The organism is Sandarakinorhabdus sp., assembly GCF_032115815.1.
Lineage (GTDB): Bacteria > Pseudomonadota > Alphaproteobacteria > Sphingomonadales > Sphingomonadaceae > Sandarakinorhabdus.
Genome location: NZ_JAUMBI010000168.1, coordinates 8,237 through 24,371, shown reverse-complemented (window position 1 = coordinate 24,371; position 16,135 = coordinate 8,237). Strand labels below are relative to the sequence as shown.

At 64.8% G+C, this 16,135-nt stretch carries 19 protein-coding genes; 11 read left to right on the top strand and 8 right to left on the bottom strand.

Translation table 11 applies throughout. The features are described 5' to 3' along the window. From RT662_RS16245 to pgsA, 4 genes are all read right to left on the bottom strand, one after another. The coding region (locus RT662_RS16245; protein ID WP_409530159.1) for an NAD(P)H-dependent oxidoreductase at positions 1–179 on the bottom strand (179 nt) is incomplete at its 3' end. Positions 180–209: 30 nt separating this feature from the next. Further along, positions 210–653 carry a molybdenum cofactor biosynthesis protein MoaE gene (locus RT662_RS09960; RefSeq protein ID WP_313670556.1) on the bottom strand — a complete coding sequence of 148 codons (444 nt, stop codon included), beginning with the start codon at positions 651–653 and terminating at the stop codon, positions 210–212. Beyond that, entirely contained in the window at positions 650–904 is a 255-nt protein-coding gene (moaD, locus tag RT662_RS09955; protein WP_409530157.1) for a molybdopterin converting factor subunit 1, read from the bottom strand. Before moaD ends, RT662_RS09960 begins: the two co-directional genes overlap by 4 nt. Next, positions 904–1,455 (bottom strand): CDP-diacylglycerol--glycerol-3-phosphate 3-phosphatidyltransferase, encoded by a 552-nt coding sequence (pgsA, locus tag RT662_RS09950; RefSeq protein ID WP_313670558.1) that lies wholly within the window; start codon positions 1,453–1,455, stop codon positions 904–906. Before pgsA ends, moaD begins: the two co-directional genes overlap by 1 nt. Before the next feature lie 57 nt (positions 1,456–1,512). Between pgsA and RT662_RS09945 the strand changes: the two genes are divergently transcribed. Together RT662_RS09945 and RT662_RS09940 are read left to right on the top strand one after the other, a co-directional pair. Beyond that, positions 1,513–2,184, top strand: a complete 672-nt coding sequence (locus RT662_RS09945) for a nitroreductase (RefSeq protein ID WP_313670554.1) — start codon at positions 1,513–1,515, stop codon at positions 2,182–2,184. Continuing rightward, positions 2,181–3,023 (top strand): EamA family transporter, encoded by an 843-nt coding sequence (locus RT662_RS09940; RefSeq protein WP_313670553.1) that lies wholly within the window; start codon positions 2,181–2,183, stop codon positions 3,021–3,023. Before RT662_RS09945 ends, RT662_RS09940 begins: the two co-directional genes overlap by 4 nt. Here RT662_RS09940 and RT662_RS09935 read toward each other — a convergent pair. After that, positions 3,020–3,706: a glutathione S-transferase N-terminal domain-containing protein gene (locus tag RT662_RS09935; protein ID WP_313670552.1), complete on the bottom strand. Its 687-nt coding sequence runs from the start codon at positions 3,704–3,706 to the stop codon at positions 3,020–3,022. The two genes, RT662_RS09940 and RT662_RS09935, sit on opposite strands and share 4 nt — an antisense overlap. 17 nt (positions 3,707–3,723) lie before the next feature. Continuing rightward, positions 3,724–5,640 (bottom strand): excinuclease ABC subunit UvrC, encoded by a 1,917-nt coding sequence (gene uvrC / locus RT662_RS09930; RefSeq protein WP_313670551.1) that lies wholly within the window; start codon positions 5,638–5,640, stop codon positions 3,724–3,726. 68 nt (positions 5,641–5,708) lie between these two features. Between uvrC and RT662_RS09925 the strand changes: the two genes are divergently transcribed. From RT662_RS09925 to RT662_RS09915, 3 genes are read left to right on the top strand one after another with little or no spacing between them, the layout of a single operon-like run. Next, positions 5,709–6,956 carry an ectonucleotide pyrophosphatase/phosphodiesterase gene (locus RT662_RS09925; protein ID WP_313670550.1) on the top strand — a complete coding sequence of 416 codons (1,248 nt, stop codon included), beginning with the start codon at positions 5,709–5,711 and terminating at the stop codon, positions 6,954–6,956. A 46-nt stretch (positions 6,957–7,002) separates the two neighbouring features. Beyond that, complete coding sequence (locus RT662_RS09920; protein ID WP_313670549.1) at positions 7,003–7,764, top strand: SDR family oxidoreductase; 762 nt, start codon at positions 7,003–7,005, stop codon at positions 7,762–7,764. Then, complete coding sequence (locus RT662_RS09915) at positions 7,761–8,189, top strand: dihydroneopterin aldolase (RefSeq protein ID WP_313670548.1); 429 nt, start codon at positions 7,761–7,763, stop codon at positions 8,187–8,189. The genes RT662_RS09920 and RT662_RS09915 overlap by 4 nt, the downstream gene beginning before the upstream one ends. Here the strand turns inward: RT662_RS09915 and RT662_RS09910 are convergent. After that, positions 8,186–9,001 (bottom strand): hypothetical protein, encoded by an 816-nt coding sequence (locus RT662_RS09910; RefSeq protein ID WP_313670547.1) that lies wholly within the window; start codon positions 8,999–9,001, stop codon positions 8,186–8,188. The genes RT662_RS09915 and RT662_RS09910 overlap by 4 nt on opposite strands. Before the next feature lie 302 nt (positions 9,002–9,303). On the opposite strand from RT662_RS09910, the gene RT662_RS09905 reads away from it, so the two are divergent. The 5 genes from RT662_RS09905 (at position 9,304) to RT662_RS09885 (ending at position 12,806) form a co-directional block, all read left to right on the top strand. Next, positions 9,304–9,930: an energy transducer TonB gene (locus RT662_RS09905; RefSeq protein ID WP_313670545.1), complete on the top strand. Its 627-nt coding sequence runs from the start codon at positions 9,304–9,306 to the stop codon at positions 9,928–9,930. A gap of 66 nt (positions 9,931–9,996) precedes the next feature. After that, entirely contained in the window at positions 9,997–10,722 is a 726-nt protein-coding gene (locus RT662_RS09900; protein WP_313670544.1) for a MotA/TolQ/ExbB proton channel family protein, read from the top strand. A 38-nt stretch (positions 10,723–10,760) separates the two neighbouring features. After that, positions 10,761–11,228, top strand: coding sequence for a biopolymer transporter ExbD (locus RT662_RS09895; RefSeq protein WP_313670557.1), 468 nt, complete (start codon positions 10,761–10,763; stop codon positions 11,226–11,228). A 74-nt stretch (positions 11,229–11,302) separates the two neighbouring features. After that, on the top strand, positions 11,303–11,725 hold the full coding sequence (locus RT662_RS09890; protein WP_313670543.1) for a biopolymer transporter ExbD: 423 nt from the start codon (positions 11,303–11,305) through the stop codon (positions 11,723–11,725). Positions 11,726–12,041: 316 nt separating this feature from the next. Beyond that, a complete protein-coding gene (locus tag RT662_RS09885) occupies positions 12,042–12,806 on the top strand; it encodes an SDR family NAD(P)-dependent oxidoreductase (protein ID WP_313670542.1) in 765 nt (254 codons plus the stop codon). A gap of 6 nt (positions 12,807–12,812) precedes the next feature. Here RT662_RS09885 and RT662_RS09880 read toward each other — a convergent pair whose 3' ends face one another. Beyond that, positions 12,813–14,603 carry an ABC transporter transmembrane domain-containing protein gene (locus tag RT662_RS09880; RefSeq protein ID WP_313670541.1) on the bottom strand — a complete coding sequence of 597 codons (1,791 nt, stop codon included), beginning with the start codon at positions 14,601–14,603 and terminating at the stop codon, positions 12,813–12,815. 234 nt (positions 14,604–14,837) lie between these two features. Here RT662_RS09880 and RT662_RS09875 point away from each other — a divergent pair. Beyond that, on the top strand, positions 14,838–16,135 hold a 1,298-nt coding region (locus tag RT662_RS09875; RefSeq protein WP_313670540.1), incomplete at its 3' end, for a polyhydroxyalkanoate depolymerase.

The window sequence follows — 16,135 nt, the reverse complement described above, 5'->3', positions numbered from 1 at the left end:
CGGCTGTTGTAGCCGTGGGCCAGATTGGGATCGAAATCCATCGCGGAAAGCTGCATCACCCGCACCTCCGCCCCGCGCGCCCTCGCCGTTTCGGCAGCGGCAGCGGCCAGCGCACTGCACAGCGAAGTGCCATCGGGGTGCCCATCGAGAACGAGCACGCGCGAACCAGGGGCGGCCATCAGCGATCCTTTTGAAATTGCCCGGGGTCTCTACCAGCGTTCTGCGGCGTCGTCGTCGCTGCCTTTTGCCTCAACCCACCGCGTCGTGCCGTCGGCCCATTCCTCGCGCTTCCAGAATGGGGCCTTGGTTTTCAGCCAGTCCATCAGGAACTGCGCGGCAGCGAAGGCGTGGGCGCGGTGGGGGGAGGCGGTGACGACCAGCACGATGCTTTCGCCGGGCAGCAGCCGCCCGTGGCGGTGAATGATGGTCCCGATCGTATCGGGCCAGCGGCCGGCGGCATCGGCGGCGATGGCCTGCATCTGGGCCAGCGTCATTGCCGGATAATGTTCAAGGGTCAGGGCAACAAGGCCCTCATCGGCGCGCACCAGCCCGGTGAAGGCGACAGCGGCGCCGAGATCGGTGCGGCCGGCCAGCAGCGCGGCCTGTACGATGGCCGAGTCGAAGGGCTCGCTCTGGAGCCGCGCGGCAATCATCCGCCTGTCACCGGCGGGAAGATGGCAATTTCGCGCGGGTTGTTCAGCGGCGTGGCGGAGGTGGCGAAGGCCTGATCCACGGCGATGCGGATGCGGCTGCGATCGGCCAGGGCGGCGGCGTGGCCGGGGCTGCGGGTGGCGAGCCAATCGAGCAGGGCGGCGACCGTCGTGATGTCGGCGGGCAGAGCGAGCGACTCGCTGTCCGTGCCGATCATCGCGCGCACCCATGCGAAGTACAGCAGCGTGATCATCACATGTGTTTCAGACCGACGCGCAGATAATCATAGCCGGTGATCAAGGTGAGGATGGCGGCGATCCACAAGGTGATCAGCCCGATGATCTCGGCCGGCAGCCACGGCAGGATCGGCACGGCGCCGACGAGGATCAGCGCCCCCAGCGCCACCAGCTGCGCCGTCGTCTTCCACTTGGCGAGCTGGCTGACCGGCACCGAAACCTGCAGCCCGGCCAGATATTCGCGCAGGCCCGAAACGAACATCTCGCGCAGCAGGATGATCAGGCCGGCAATCACGCTCCAACCATGCAATATCTGGGCATCGACCAGCATCAGGATGACGGCGGCGACCATGATCTTGTCCGCAATCGGATCGAGGAACTGGCCGATTTTCGACACCGTTCCCCACGAGCGGGCGAGATAGCCATCGAAATAATCGGTGATCGCCGCCAGCGTGTAGAGGCCGAACGCCGCCAGCCATTCCCATGGGTTGGGCCCCCACATCAAGGCAACAAGGCCGGGCACCGCCAGGATGCGCGACAGGGTGAGCAGATTGGGGAGGCTGGACAACACGCACCCTTCATAGGCAATCCAGCGGCAACTGCAAAGTTCAGGAAAGGCCTGCCCATGAACGTTTCTGACGCCGTGCTGTCGCGCCGTTCGGTGCGCGGGTTCTTGCCCACCCCGGTTGACGGTGAGGTGATCCGCCGGGTGGTGGAAAAGGCGGCGTGGGCGCCTTCGGGTGGCAATCTCCAGCCCTGGCATATCGACGTGGTGGGCGGCGAAAAGCTGGATGAATTGAAGCGCATCATGCTGGGCAAGCTGATGGGCGGTGGCGGCATGGAGCCGACCGAGTATGACATCTATCCCAAGGAACTGCCGGAACCGCACAACAGCTATCGGTTTGCGGTGGGGGAGGAGCTGTATGCCCGGCTGGGTATCCCGCGCGAGGACAAGGCCGGTCGCCGCATGTGGTTCGCGCGCAATTTCCAGTTCTTTGGTGCGCCGGTCGCGCTGTTCTGCTCGGTCGATCGCCGCATGGGGCCGCCGCAGTGGAGCGACCTTGGCATGTATCTGCAATCGCTGATGCTGCTGCTGAAGGAAGAAGGGCTGGATAGCTGCCCGCAGGAATGCTGGGCGATCTATCCGAAAACCATCGGCGAATTCATCGGCATTCCGGAAGAACGCATGTTGTTCACCGGCATGGCGATCGGTTTCATCGATCCGGATGACAAGGCCAATCTTGCCCGCCCGAGCCGTGCACCGATGAGCGACTGGGCGGCGTTCCACGGGATGTGATTCCCCTTTCCGCTCTTGCCGCCACGCTGCTGTCGGCGCTGATCCACGCCAGCTGGAACCTGCTGCTGAAGGGGTCGGCAGGCGACCGGTTGGTGGATGTTGCCGTCATGGGCCTTGGCGGCAGCCTGTTCGGGTTGGTGCTGATTGCCCTGTTCGGCACACCGGTGCCCGAAGCCTGGCCCTATGTGCTGGCCTCCAGCGCCATCCATCTTGTCTACTGGACGGCGCTGACCAAGGGGTACGACGCTGGCGACATGAGCCATGTCTATACCATCGCCCGCGGCATCGCTCCGGCGCTGGTGACGGTCGCGGCGGTGGTCTTTGCCCGCGAGGTGCCGAGCTGGGGGCAGGGCGTGGGCGTGCTGGCGATCAGTGCCGGGGTGATGCTGGTGGGCGTCAACAGGCACGCGCCCCTGGCGGCGACGGGTTGGGCGCTGCTGACCGGGGCCGCCATCGCGGGCTATTCGCTGGTTGATGCGCTGGGCGTGCGGGTGAATGCGGACGTGTTCAGCTACAAGGGCTGGGGCGCTGTGTTCACCTTCCTGCCGATCAGCCTGTTTGTCATCGCCAGGCGCGGGCCGGCCGGTTTCGCAGCAGCGGCGGCCGGGCGCTGGCGGCAAGGCCTGTTCGCCGGCGGCATCTCCAGCGCCGGTTTCATGCTGGTGCTATGGGCACAGATGCGCGCGCCGATCGGGCCGATCACGGCGCTGAGGGAAACCAGCGTGCTGTTCGGCGCCGCGGCGGCAGCGTTGCTGCTGAAGGAACAGGTGACGCCCAGGCGGTGGGCCGGGGCGCTGGTGGTGTGCGCCGGGGCGATGCTGATTGGCTTTTCGGGTTAGGCTTCTCTGGTCCCCAGCCCGAGCAGTTTCTTGGTCCGGGCAATGAAGGCGCTATTGTCGCCGCCTTCCTGCACCGGCGAGACTTCCGGAACCTTCAGCCCGCGCTGTACGGCAGAGCGGGCCGCGATGGCTTCGACCCAGCGGCTGAGGTGGGGGAAGGGGGCGATGTCCACTCCCGTCCAGCCGGCGGTGCGCACCCAGCAGAAATGCGCGATGTCGGCGATGCTGTACGCGCCGGCCAGATAATCGCGATCCGAAAGCCTTGCATCGAGGATGGTGAACAGCCGCCTTACCTCGCCCAGGTAGCGCGCCTGCACCGCGGGCAGCTTCTCTGGCCAGAAATGCCCGAACAGATTGGCCTGACCCATCATCGGCCCCAAACCGCCCACCTGCAGCATCAGCCATTGCAGCGCTTCGGAACGGGCGCGGGGTTCGGCGGGCAGCAACTGGCCGGATTTTTCTGCCAGCCAGACGAGGATGGCACCCGATTCCATCACGGCGAAATCATCGTCGATCAGGCACGGCACCTTGCCGTTGGGGTTCAATTTCAGGAACTCCGCCCGCTTTTGCTCGCCCTTGGTCAGATCGAGCGGCTGCACGGTATAGCCCAGCCCCATCTCCTCCAGCGCGATGGAAACCTTGTAGCCATCGGGCGTCGGCGCAGTGAACAGGATCAGGCTCATGCCGGCAGCCTACGCCGCTATCCGTTCGGGTGGAAGTGCTGCCAGATTGCCAGCGCCATCTGGCCGGAAATGCCCGGTGCGCGTTCCAGATCCTCCAGCGTGGCGCCCTTCACGGCCCGGCTGGTGCCGAAGTGCATCAACAGCGCCTTCTTGCGGGCGGGGCCGATGCCAGGAACTTCATCGAGCGGGCTCTGGGTGAGGGATTTCGCCCGCTTCGCCCGGTGGGCGCCGATGGCGAAGCGGTGCGCCTCATCACGCAGGCGCTGCAGGAAGAACATCACAGGGGCATTGGGGGGAAGCGTGAATTCGCGGCCCGAGGGCATGTAGAAGGTCTCGCGCCCGGCGTTGCGATCAGGCCCCTTGGCGACGCCCACGATCGGCACATCGACTCCCAGCTCAGCCAGCGCGCTCATCACCGCCGAAACCTGGCCCTTCCCGCCGTCGATCAGGCACAGATCGGGCCAGGTGCCGCTTTCCTTGTCTGGATCTTCGGCTTCCAGCCGGGCAAAGCGCCGGTGCAACATCGCCTTCATCATGGCGAAATCGTCGCCCGGCGTAATGGCCTCGTCCTTCATGTTGAACTTGCGATACTGGCCTTTCATGAAGCCTTCCGGTCCGGCCACGACCATCGCCCCCAGCGCGTTGGTGCCCTGGATATGGCTGTTGTCGTAGACCTCGATGCGCGTTGGTGGCCCGTCGAGTTCGAAGATTTCCGCCAGTTCGCGCAGCAACTTGCCCTGCGTGGTGGTTTCGGCGCGACGGCGCTGGATGGCCTCTTCGGCATTGCGCTGCGCCTGTTCGACCAGCCGTCGCGCCGGACCGCGCTGGGCGTGGCGCAGGCTGACCTTGCGCCCGGCTTTCCCGCTGAGCGCTTCGGCCAGCAGCTCCGCCTCCGGCAGCGTGCGGTCGAGCAGCAATTCCCTGGGCGGCGGCAGTTCCTCATACAGCTGAGCCAGGAAGCTCTGCAGCACTTCGGCCTCGTCCACGCCTTCGGTGTGGCCGGGGAAGAAGCTGCGGTGGCCCCAGTTCTGGCCGCCGCGGATGAAGAAGATCTGCACGCACATGGCACCGCCATCGGTGGCCATGGCGATCACGTCGGCCTCGCTGGTGGCGCCTTCGGCATTGATGGCCTGGCTGCCCTGAATGAAGGTGAGCGCCTTCAACCGGTCACGCACCACGGCCGCCGTTTCAAAGTCCATGGCTTCGGCCGCCTGGTTCATCGCCGCCGCCAGCTTCTTTTGCGCTTCCTGCGTGCGGCCCGACAGGAAGCCCTTGGCGTCTTCCACCAGTTCGGCATAGCCGGCGTTGTCGATGCGGCCAACGCAGGGCGCCGAGCAGCGCTTGATCTGGTAGAGCAGGCAAGGCCGTGAGCGGTTGGCGAAGAAACTGTCCGTGCAGCTGCGCAGCAGAAAAACCTTCTGCAGCGCATTCAGCGTGGCGTTGACCGCGCCGGCGCTGGCGAACGGGCCGTAATAGCTGCCCTTGGCCACACGCGCGCCGCGATGCTTGGAAATGCGCGGAAAACCATGATCTTCCCGCAGCAGGATGAAGGGGAAGCTCTTGTCGTCGCGCAGCAGCACGTTGTACGCCGGGCGATAGCGCTTGATCAGTTGGGCCTCCAGCAGCAGCGCTTCGGCCTCGCTGTTGGTGGTGACGATCTCCATGCTGCGCGTCTGCGAAACCATGCGCTGCAGGCGGCGGGGCAGGCGGGTGACGTGGGTATAGTTGGTCACCCGCTGCTTCAGCATTCGCGCCTTGCCAACATAGAGCACGTCGCCACTGGCATCCATCATGCGATAGACGCCGGGCTTCAGCGGCAGGGTCTTCACCACGCGCCTTATGGTGGCGACACCCAGATCAAGATCAGGCGCCTCCGTACCGCGCACCGTGTAGGTTTGCGCTTCCTCGGAAAAACGGTCGGGCGTGTCGGTCATGCTGTGCAGCCGATAGCCGCGGCGGGCCTGTCATGGCAAATGCCCACAAGGCTGCTATCGATCAGGTCATGCCGATTCCACGCTTCTTCGCCGGCCTCCTGGCCCTTGCCCTGTCTGCCTGCGCGTCGAACACTCCGCCGCCGGCAACCGCCGCCGCCGTGATACAGCCCGCGCACCCGGTCATCCTCATCTCCGTCGATGGCCTTCGTGCCGATTATCTGCGCCGCGGGGTGAGCCCCAACATCACGGCGCTGGCAGCGCGCGGCGTCACCACCAGCGCGATGCGGCCGAGCTTCCCGTCGCTCACCTTCCCCAATCACTATACGCTGGTGACAGGCCTGCGGCCGGATCGCCACGGCGTCGTCAACAACACGATGCGGGACGCCGATCTTGGCGCCTTTTCGATGGGGATCCGCAGCGCGGTGGAGGATGGCCGCTGGTGGAATGGTGCAGAACCGATCTGGGTAACCGCTGAAAAGGCCGGCATCCCCACCGCCACCATGTTCTGGCCGGGCAGCGAAGCGGCGGTGCGCGGCGTGCGCCCGTACCGCTGGCTGAAGTTCGATGGCGACATGCCGGAAGCGGCGCGAGTCGATCAGTTGCTGGCCTGGCTGGATGAACGGCCCCAAGAACGGCCAAGCCTCGGCTTTGCCACGCTCTATTTCGACACCGTTGATCACGATGGCCATGAATTTGGTCCGGATTCGCCGCAGGTGAACACGGCGCTGGCCAGGGTTGATGCCCAGATCGGCCGGCTGCTGGCCGGCCTGCAGCAGCGCGGGATCGAAGCCAACATCGTGCTGGTGGCCGATCATGGCATGGCACAGGTGAGCAATGATCGCCGTATCCTGCTCGATGCGCTGCTCGATCCGGCCTCGGTGCAGTTGGTGGCAGGGGGCGCCATCGCCAGCCTGAACCCGCAGCCGGGGCAAGAGGTGGCCGTGAAGGCCGCCCTGCTGCGGCCGCACCCCCATATGGCCTGCCACGAAAAGGCCAATCTGCCCGCCCGCCTGCATTATGGCCGCCACCGCCGGGTGCCGGCGATCATCTGCATTGCCGAAGCCGGCTGGATGATCTGGCTGTCGGCGCCGCCGGCCAGCCAGACGCAGCGGCCGCTGGGCGGTATGCACGGCTATGATCCAGCCCATCCCGATATGGCCGCCAGCTTCGTCGCCGCCGGGCCGGCCTTCCGCGCCGGGGTGGTACTGCCGCCGTTCGACAATGTTGATGTCCACCCGCTGCTGCTGCGCCTGCTCGGCCTGCCGGCGATGCAGACGGATGGCGACGGCAGCATGGCAGCGAAGGTCCTGCGCTGAACTGCACGTTGCGCGGGGCCGCGCAAAGGCTTAGGCGGCACGCATCATGACGTCACGGCCCACCCGCACAGCGATCGTCACCGGCGGTGCCAAGCGCATCGGCGGCGCCATCACCCGCGCGCTGGCCGGCGATGGCTGGCACGTGCTGATCCACTGCAACACCAGCCGCGCCGCGGCTGACGCGCTCGCCGCTGAACTGCCGCACGCCAGCGTGGTCGCGGCTGATCTGGCTGATCCAGCTGCGGCCGAAACCATCATGGCTGCCACCCTTGGCCTGCCGCCGGCCCAACTGCTGGTCAACAGCGCCAGCCGGTTCGTCTATGACCGGATCGAGGATTTCAGCGCGGCCGAGTTCGACATCCACATGGCGGTGAACCTGCGGGCGCCGGCGCTGCTCAGCCGCGCGTTTGCTGCCGCGCTTCCCGACAGCCTCGCCGAGCCGGCGCTGGTGGTGAACCTGCTTGATGCCAAGCTGTCCAGCCTCAACCCGGATTACTTCACCTACACATTGTCCAAGATCGGCTTCGAGGGGCTGACCGAACTGACGGCGCGGTCCTATGCGCCGCGCTTGCGCTGCGTGGGCATCGCGCCGGCGGTCACGCTGGTGTCAGGGCCGCAAACGCGCGAGAATTTCGAGGCCGTGCACGGCCTCAACCCGCTGGGTCGCGGCGTGACGGTTGACGATATCATCTCCGCGCTGCGTTTCATCATCGCCACCCCCACCTTCAACGCGCAAACCATCGTTCTGGATGGCGGGCAACGCCTGCTCGGCCTGCCCCGCGACGTTGCCCATATGGTAGAAACATGATGCCTGATAGCGTGCCGCCGCCTACCTTCATCGAACCGATGGCGCCCGGCATGGTGCCGCGTCATCTGGCGATCCGCTCCCGCAAGCTGTTTCTGCAGGATTTCGATCTGCCAGTGGATATCGGCTTTCATGCCTTTGAAGTCGGCAGCCCGCAAACGCTGCGGCTGAACATCGAAGTGTGGGTGGATGCCGATCATTTCCCGCGCTGCGACACGGTGGCCGAAGCTTGGGATTATGATTTCCTGCGCAATGCCGTGCTCGGCCTCGTGGAAGGCCGCCGCTTCAATCTGCAGGAAACCGTGGCCCACGCCATCTATGATCTGGTGGCGGCAAGGGCCGGGGTGGTGGGTCTGCGCGTTTCCACACGCAAGCCCGACGTCTATCCCGATTGCGAGGCCGTGGGGGTGGAGCTTTCCAGCTTCTAATTTGTTTTGCCACAGGGGCCCAGACTGGCCAGCGCGTCGCGCCAGTCCTTGGCCAGTGCCGGATCGCCGCCGCCGGCTGCAGCCGGCAGGCGCGCCGGCAGGAAACAGGCAAGGCGATACCACAGCAGCGTGCCCGGCCGCACCCGTTCTGCCGATTCGTCGATGATATCGCCGCGCGCCACCAGCACTCGGCGCAATTCGCCGGGGCGATTCTGCACCACCAGAGTCGCCGGTTTGGCATCGGCCGTTGCGAGGAAGAACTGGCTTTCGCTTTCGCCCGGTACCGTGCCATCGGCGCGGAAGCCATTGGAAACGCCGCGGATTATCGGCACGCTTCCGGATCGCTGCTCGGCCACGACAGCGCGCACCGTATCGGCCAGCGCCGAATCCCAGGGCTGCTGGGCCCGGCGCGAGATCAGCCTGGTGCTGCCATCTGCTTTCGGCGTATCCAGAAAGGCCAATACATCCAGACCCTTGGCCTGAGGGGGTCTGCCGCGCGAATCCAGTGGGACGTCCCACAGATATTGAAGGGTTCCGCCCATGGCGCCGGGAGCGACAAGCACATTGGACACGCTGGCGGTCACCAACAGCCGCGCCCGACCGGCCGCGACATCAGGTGCGGCCTTGCCCGTAAGCCGGCTGGCACGGGTGATGGTGGCGCGCACGATTACCGGGGCGGCAAGGGCCAGTTCGGCAGTATCGGCAAAACCGGCCAGGCGGTCGTTCGGGCCCGCCGCTGGGGCAGGTGCCTGCGCTGCAGCCGGTGCAATCATAACCAGAATCAGGCAGATGGGCAGAATCGGTCTCATCATGCCCTCCATGGTAGGGGTGAGCGGCCGGTGCCGGCAACCCGCTGTGGGGTCACAGGGGAAGCCTTGGGCCATCCCCGGTAAAATGGCAGGGAACAAACCCCGATTCTGGGGTGGGGAAACAACGTAGCGAGGCAGAATTCGGCGGGATTGTGGCAAAAAGTCGGTTGCGGCGCCAAGCGGCTTGCGGCTAGAGGAGCACTCCGAGGGTTCGACGCAGGGTTTGAGGGGGGTCCTCTGCTCGCGGCGTTCCACAGTTTTTAGGGAGTGCCATACCAGCCATGTCTTACATGGACGCACCTGCGATGAGCAAGAATCGGCAGATCGCGCTGGTCTCGGTCGCCATTCTGCACGTTCTGCTCGGCTATGCCATCGTGTCCGGTTTTGCCATTTCGGTGGTGAAGAAGATCGTTGAGCCGCTCGAAGCCGTGAACGTGAAGGAAGAGGCACCGCCGCCGGACGAACCGCCGCCGCCGCCGCCGAAGGAAATCGAGATCCCGCCCTACGTGCCACCGCCTGAGGTGTCTGTGCAGTCGGACGCTCCGACGAACACGATCACCACGCAGTCGAACGTGGCCCGCCCGGATCCGCCCGTCGTGGCACCGCCAGCCCCTCCCGCCCCGCCGGCTCCGCCGGCTGTGGCACCGTCGCCGGCAACGCCGCGCGGCCGTGGCAACGTCTTCTCGGATGATGATTATCCCAGCGCTTCGCGTGCTGCCGAGGAAGAAGGCGTGACCCGTGTGTCCTATGTGGTGGGCACCGATGGCCGCGTCACCCAGTGCGAAGTCGTGCAAACCAGCGGCTTCAAGCGGCTTGATGATGCGACGTGCTCGATCATCCAGCGCCGTTTCCGCTTCAACCCGGCCACCCGTGAGGGCCAGCCGGTGCCGGAACGCAAGACCCAGCCGGTGCGCTGGCGCCTGACCAACTGATCAACCTATCAATCAGGGCCTGGCCTTGGCGCCAGTTCCCGCAGCAATAACCGAGGGAAGAAGACAATGCAGACCGAAGCCGCAGAAAATCCCTATGGCCTTATGGCCGCTCTGGAGCAGGGGGGCATCATCGCCTGGGCCGTTTTCGGCCTCTTGGTGTTCATGTCGCTGTACAGCTGGTTCATCATCATCACCAAGTATCTGGACCAGAAGAAGATCATGGCCGAAGCCATGGAACTGGAAAAGAAGTTCTGGACCGCCAGCGACCTGAAGACCGGTGCCGCCAAGCTCGACAAGAACTCGCCGTTCCGCCAGATCGTTGATGACGGCCTGCGCGCTTCGGATCACCACGAAGGCCGCCTGACCGACAAGATCGATCAGCACGAGTGGGTGACGATGGCGCTGAACCGTTCGGTTGGCCTGATCAACGGCAAGCTGACCACCGGCTTCTCGTTCCTCGCCTCGGTCGGTTCGACCTCGCCGTTCGTCGGCCTGTTCGGCACCGTGGTCGGCATCTATCGCGCTCTGATCAACATCGGCCTCGCTGGCCAGGCCTCGATCGACAAGGTCGCCGGTCCGGTCGGTGAAGCTCTGATCATGACCGCGCTGGGTCTGGCCGTGGCCGTGCCCGCCGTGCTGGGCTACAACTGGCTGATCAGCCGCAACAAGGACATCGCCACCCGCCTGAACAACTTCACGTCTGACGTGCATGGTGCTCTGGTGTCGGGTGCGCGCATCCAGCGTCCGGTTGCTGCTGCTCCGGCCGCTGCTGCTCCTGCCGTCAAGAAGTAATCGGTCTGATCGCCGCATAGGGAGATAGACCGATGGGTATGAGTATCGGCAAGGACACGTCGGACGAAAACGCGCCGATGAACGAGATCAACACGACGCCGCTCGTCGACGTCATGTTGGTGCTCCTCATCATCTTCCTGATCACGGTGCCTGTTGTCATCCAGACCGTGCCGCTCACGCTGCCGACGGTGACCAACGTTCCCACCACCACCAAGCCGGAAAACGTGCTGATCTCGGTGGATGCGAACTGCGACACCTACTGGGGCCAGACCCGGGTCGATACGAAGCAGGAACTGCTCGACCGCGGCGTGAAGGCACTGAAGGACGAGATCAAGCGCCAGGAAGCCCTGGGCGGCAAGATCGAACTGCCGGAAGTGCATGTCCGCGGTGACAAGGACGTGGCCTATCGTTGCATTGGTGGGGTTGTCTTCACCATGCAGCGCGCAGGCTTCCTGAAGGTCGGCTTCATCTCCGAACCGGTTCCAGGGTTCGTCACGCGCGATTGATCAGGCAATGATGGCGGCCGGATCCACCTTTGAGGGGATCGATCCGGCCCCATCCGATAACGGGAGTTTGGCCAATGGCCATGTCAGTTGGTAAAGAGGGTGGTGACGACAACCCGATGGTGGAAATGAACACGACGCCGTTGATCGACGTCATGCTCGTTCTGCTCATCATGTTCATCATCACCATCCCGGTGCAGACCCACGCTGTGAAGCTGGACCTGCCCCCGCCGAATCCGAACCCGAGCAATGTTGATCCGGTGTTCAACCAGATCGACATCGATTTCCTCGGGAACATGTACTGGAACAAGACCGAGGTCGATATGGCCACGCTGAAGGGATACCTGAAGCAGGCCTCTGCGCTGCCGGAACAGCCGGAACTGCGCATGCGACCGGAAGCGGAAGCCAAGTATGTCATCGTCGATCAGGTGATGGCTGCGGCCCAGCAGGCTGGCATCGTGAAGATGGGCTTTGTGGGGAATGAGGCATACGCGAACTGATCGCAGCGCGGCGCGCAAATAGCGCAAGCTATTTGCCGACTCGCGCAAGATCGGAAGGCGAACGAAAAAGGCGGCCCCTCAGGGCCGCCTTTTTTTTGACTCGTCCGACGGGGTGGCTCCGCCACGCTCTTTCTGCCTTCGTTCTTCTCTGACGCCACAAGCGGACCCGGCGGCTTTGCCGCCGGCCGCGTCCAAATGCGCTGTTTCGCTAAACCCTCGCCTTGCCAAACCCCACGCCCACTCCCTCCCGCAAGCGGGAGGGCAGACGCCGCCGCCGTTCCGTCTTACCCTCCCGATCACAAAGGGAGGACGAACCATGGCACGACTTTCAGGCAAAGTGGCTCTGGTCACGGGCGCGGCATCGGGATTGGGCGCGGCGACAGCGCGGCGGCTGGCCAAGGACGGCGCGGCCGTGCTGCTGACCGATCGCGATCTGGCCGGTGAGGATGTGGCCGCCAGCATCACGTCCGCCGGCGGACAGGCTGCCTTCCGGCTGCATGATGTCACCAGCCATCCCGATTGGGCAGCGGCGGTCGAACACGCGGTCACCGATTTCGGCCGGCTCGACATATTGGTCAACAACGCCGGGGTTGCCGGCGGCCGTCACGAACTGATGGACCACAGCTATGATGCCTGGCGGCAGATCCTCGCCGTCAATCTCGATGGGGTCTTCCTCGGCCTGCGCCACGCCGGCCCACGTATTGCCGCATCGGGCGGTGGCAGCGTGATCAACCTCAGCTCCATCCTCGGCAAGGTTGGCATGGCCGGGGCCGCAGCCTATTGCGCGTCAAAAGGCGGGGTGACGCTGCTTACCAAGGCTGCGGCGTTGGAATGGGCACCGCTGGGCATCAGGGTGAACAGCGTCCATCCCGGTTTCATCGACACGCCGATGGTGAGCAATGCACTGGCCGATCGGGAAGATGGCAACGAGATGCGCGTGGCGTTGATGAACGCCCATCCGGTCGGACGCTTTGGCGTGCCGCGCGAGATTGCCGATGCCATAGCCTTCCTGGCCAGCGATGATGCCAGCTTCATCACCGGTGCCGAACTGGTGGTGGATGGCGGCTTCACCGCCCAATAGGAGCCGTCAGGCCGCCAACTGATCGAACTGGAGCCGGGCAAGCCGGGCGTAGAGTCCGCCGCCGGCCATCAGGCTGTCGTGCGTGCCCTCTGCCACGATGCGGCCCTTGTCGAGCACGACGATGCGATCGGCATCGCGCACGGTGGCGAGGCGGTGGGCGATCACCAGGGTGGTGCGCTGCTTCATCAGCCCGTCCAGCGCCTCTTGCACCAGTTGTTCGCTTTCGGCGTCAAGCGCGCTGGTGGCTTCATCAAGCAGCAGGATGGGTGCGTTGCGCAGGATGGCGCGTGCGATGGCCACGCGCTGGCGCTGACCGCCGGAAAGCCTGGTGCCGCTTTCGCCCAGGAAACTGTGGATGCCTTCGGGCAGGTCCTTCAGGAAGCCATCGGCATGAGCGGCCTCGGCCGCCGCCCAGACTTCCGCCTCGCTGGCCTCGGGGCGGCCATAGCGGATGTTTTCCAGTGCGCTGGTGGCGAAGATCACGGTTTCCTGCGGCACCACGGCGATGCGTTCGCGGATCTGGTGCGGATCGGCGTCGCGATAGGCAACGCCATCGATGCGCAAGACCCCGGCTTCCGGATCATAGAAACGCTGCACCAGCTGGAACAGGGTGGATTTGCCGGCACCCGAAGGGCCGACCACGGCCACCGTTTCGCCCGGTGCCACCTTCAGGGTGAAACCGTTCAGCGCCGGGGCATCAGGTTTGGACGGATAGTGGAAATGCACATCCAGCAGTTCCAGTTCGCCGCGCGACGCCGGTAGCGCGACTGGATTGGCCGGGGCGCGGATCAGGGGGCGAGCGGCGAGCAGTTCTTCCATGCGGCCGGATGCGCCGGCCGCGCGCATGAAATCGCCATACACCTCGGTGAGCGTGCCGAACGCGCCAGCAACGATGGCGGCGGCGAACACGAAGGCGGCGATGGCGCCGCCCGAAAGCCGGCCCGAAATCACGTCGAGCGCGCCTTGCCACAGCACCAGCGTGATGGCGCCGAACACCAGGGTGATTACCAGTGCCGTCATCACCGCGCGCAGGCGGATGCGGCGTTTGGCGGTGTCGAAGCTGCTTTCCACGGCGGCGCCGAACCGCTTTGCCTCGCGGCCTTCCTGCGTGAAGGCCTGCACGATGCGGATGGCGCCCAGCACTTCGGAAACCATCGTGCCCATATCGGCAACGCGATCCTGGCTGGTGCGGCTGATGTCGCGCACCTTGCGGCCGAGCAGGAAGATCGGAACGATGGTGAGCGGAATCACCAGCAGCATCATCAAGGTAAGGCGTGGGCTGACCCAGAACATGTAGCCGATGCCGCCGATGCCCATCACCGTGTTGCGCAGCGCCAGGCTGGCCGAGGTGCCGACCACCTGTTCGATGATCGCGGTGTCAGACGTGATGCGGCTGGCAATTTCGGCCGGGCGGTTTTCCTCGAAAAACACCGGATCAAGGGTGACGAGGTGGCGCTGCACAGCGGTGCGCAGATCGGCCACCACGCGCTCGCCTATCCAAGACACGAAGAAGAAGCGCACGGCCGTCGCCAGCCCGAGCAGCATGACGAGGCCGAGGAAGCCGACGAAGAAGGGCGCGATATCGGTGGGATCACTGCCGCGGGCAAAGCCATTGTCCACCACGGTTTTCAACCCTTGCGGGATGGCCAGTGTGGTCAGTGCGGCGACGCACAGCGCGGTGAGCGCCGCCGACAGCTGCAGCGGATAGGAGCGGGCAAACCGCCACAGCAGGGCGAGGCGGGAAAGCTTGCGCTCGGCCGGCGGCGGCAACGGCGGTTTTGGGGGACGGGAGGCCATGCGGGCTGATAGCAGCCGATTGAGCCGCACTCAATGGCCAGCACTGGGGCCAGCACTGGGGCCAGCACTGGGGCCAGCACTGGGGCCAGCCCCTGCGACAGTTTCCGCGGCTGCCGCCGTTACATTTATGTTGCATTGCACCAGATTCATTCACCGCGGCGCTCATTTCCGGTTTATGCTGCATGTGCGATATGGCAGTGCATCAATTGCGCAGCCGCGCCGGAAGGATGTTTGATGCTGTACACCGCCTTTGAGATGCAGAAAGCCTGGTTGGCGGGGATGGGCCTGGCGGCCCAGTCCAGTTCCGATTGGCTGCTCAGCTATGCCAACCCGCTTGCGTGGTCGCCTACGGCGCCATCGATGGCGCGGGCGCTGGAGGTGTTCGCACACACGGTCGAAGTGCGCGGCAAGCCGGCCTTTGATCTGAAAACCACCATCGTTGATGGCGTAACGGTGCCGGTGACCGAAGCCGTGGTGGTGAGGAAGCCCTTTGGCCAGCTCAAGCATTTCAAGCGAGAAGTGACCGTCAGGCGTGATCCGCGCATCCTGATCGTCGCCCCCATGTCGGGCCACTATGCCACGCTGCTGCGCGGCACGGTGGAACGGCTGCTGCCCGATCACGAGGTTTACATCACCGATTGGCGCGATGCCCGCTTGGTGCCGACCAGCGAAGGCCGCTTCGATCTCAACGATTATGTGGATTATCTGATCGCGTTCCTCGAAGCCCTGGGCCCGGATACGCACATGCTGGCGGTGTGCCAGCCATCGGTGCCGGCGCTGGCTGCCGTGGCGCTGATGAACGAGGATGATCATCCTTGCACCCCGCCCAGCCTGACGATGATGGGCGGGCCAGTGGATGTGCGAAAGGCGCCGACATCGGTGAACGATCTGGCCTTCAAGCGGCCGTTCGCCTGGTTTGAACACACGGTGATTCAGGACGTGCCTGCCATCTACCCGGGTGCAGGCCGCAAGGTTTATCCTGGCTATCTGCAATTGTCGGGCTTCATGTCGATGAACCTGGCCAACCACATGAAATCACACTGGGAAATGTTCAAGCACCTGGTGGATGGAGATGAAGAATCCGCCGATGCCACCAAGGCCTTCTATGACGAATACCGCGCCGTCTGCGACATGACCGCGGAATTCTATCTGCAGACGATTGATCTGGTGTTCCAGCGCCAGGCCCTCGCCACGGGCCAGTTCGAACATCGCGGCCGCATCGCCGATCCGGGCAAGATCACCCGCACGGCGCTGTTGGCCATCGAAGGTGAACGCGACGATATCTCGGGTATCGGCCAGACACGGGCAGCCCTGGATCTGGCAGTGAACCTGCCCGATACCAAGAAGCAGTATCACCTGGCAGCTGGCGCTGGCCATTATGGCATCTTCAACGGCCGCAAGTGGCGCGAACAGATTGCGCCGGTGATGGAGCAATTCTTGCGCACGCACGATATGCGCCCTGTGGCCCCGGCGCCGCTGCGGGTGGTGCTGCCCAACCACATCGAACCGGACGTGCCGCCGGGCGTTGAAGT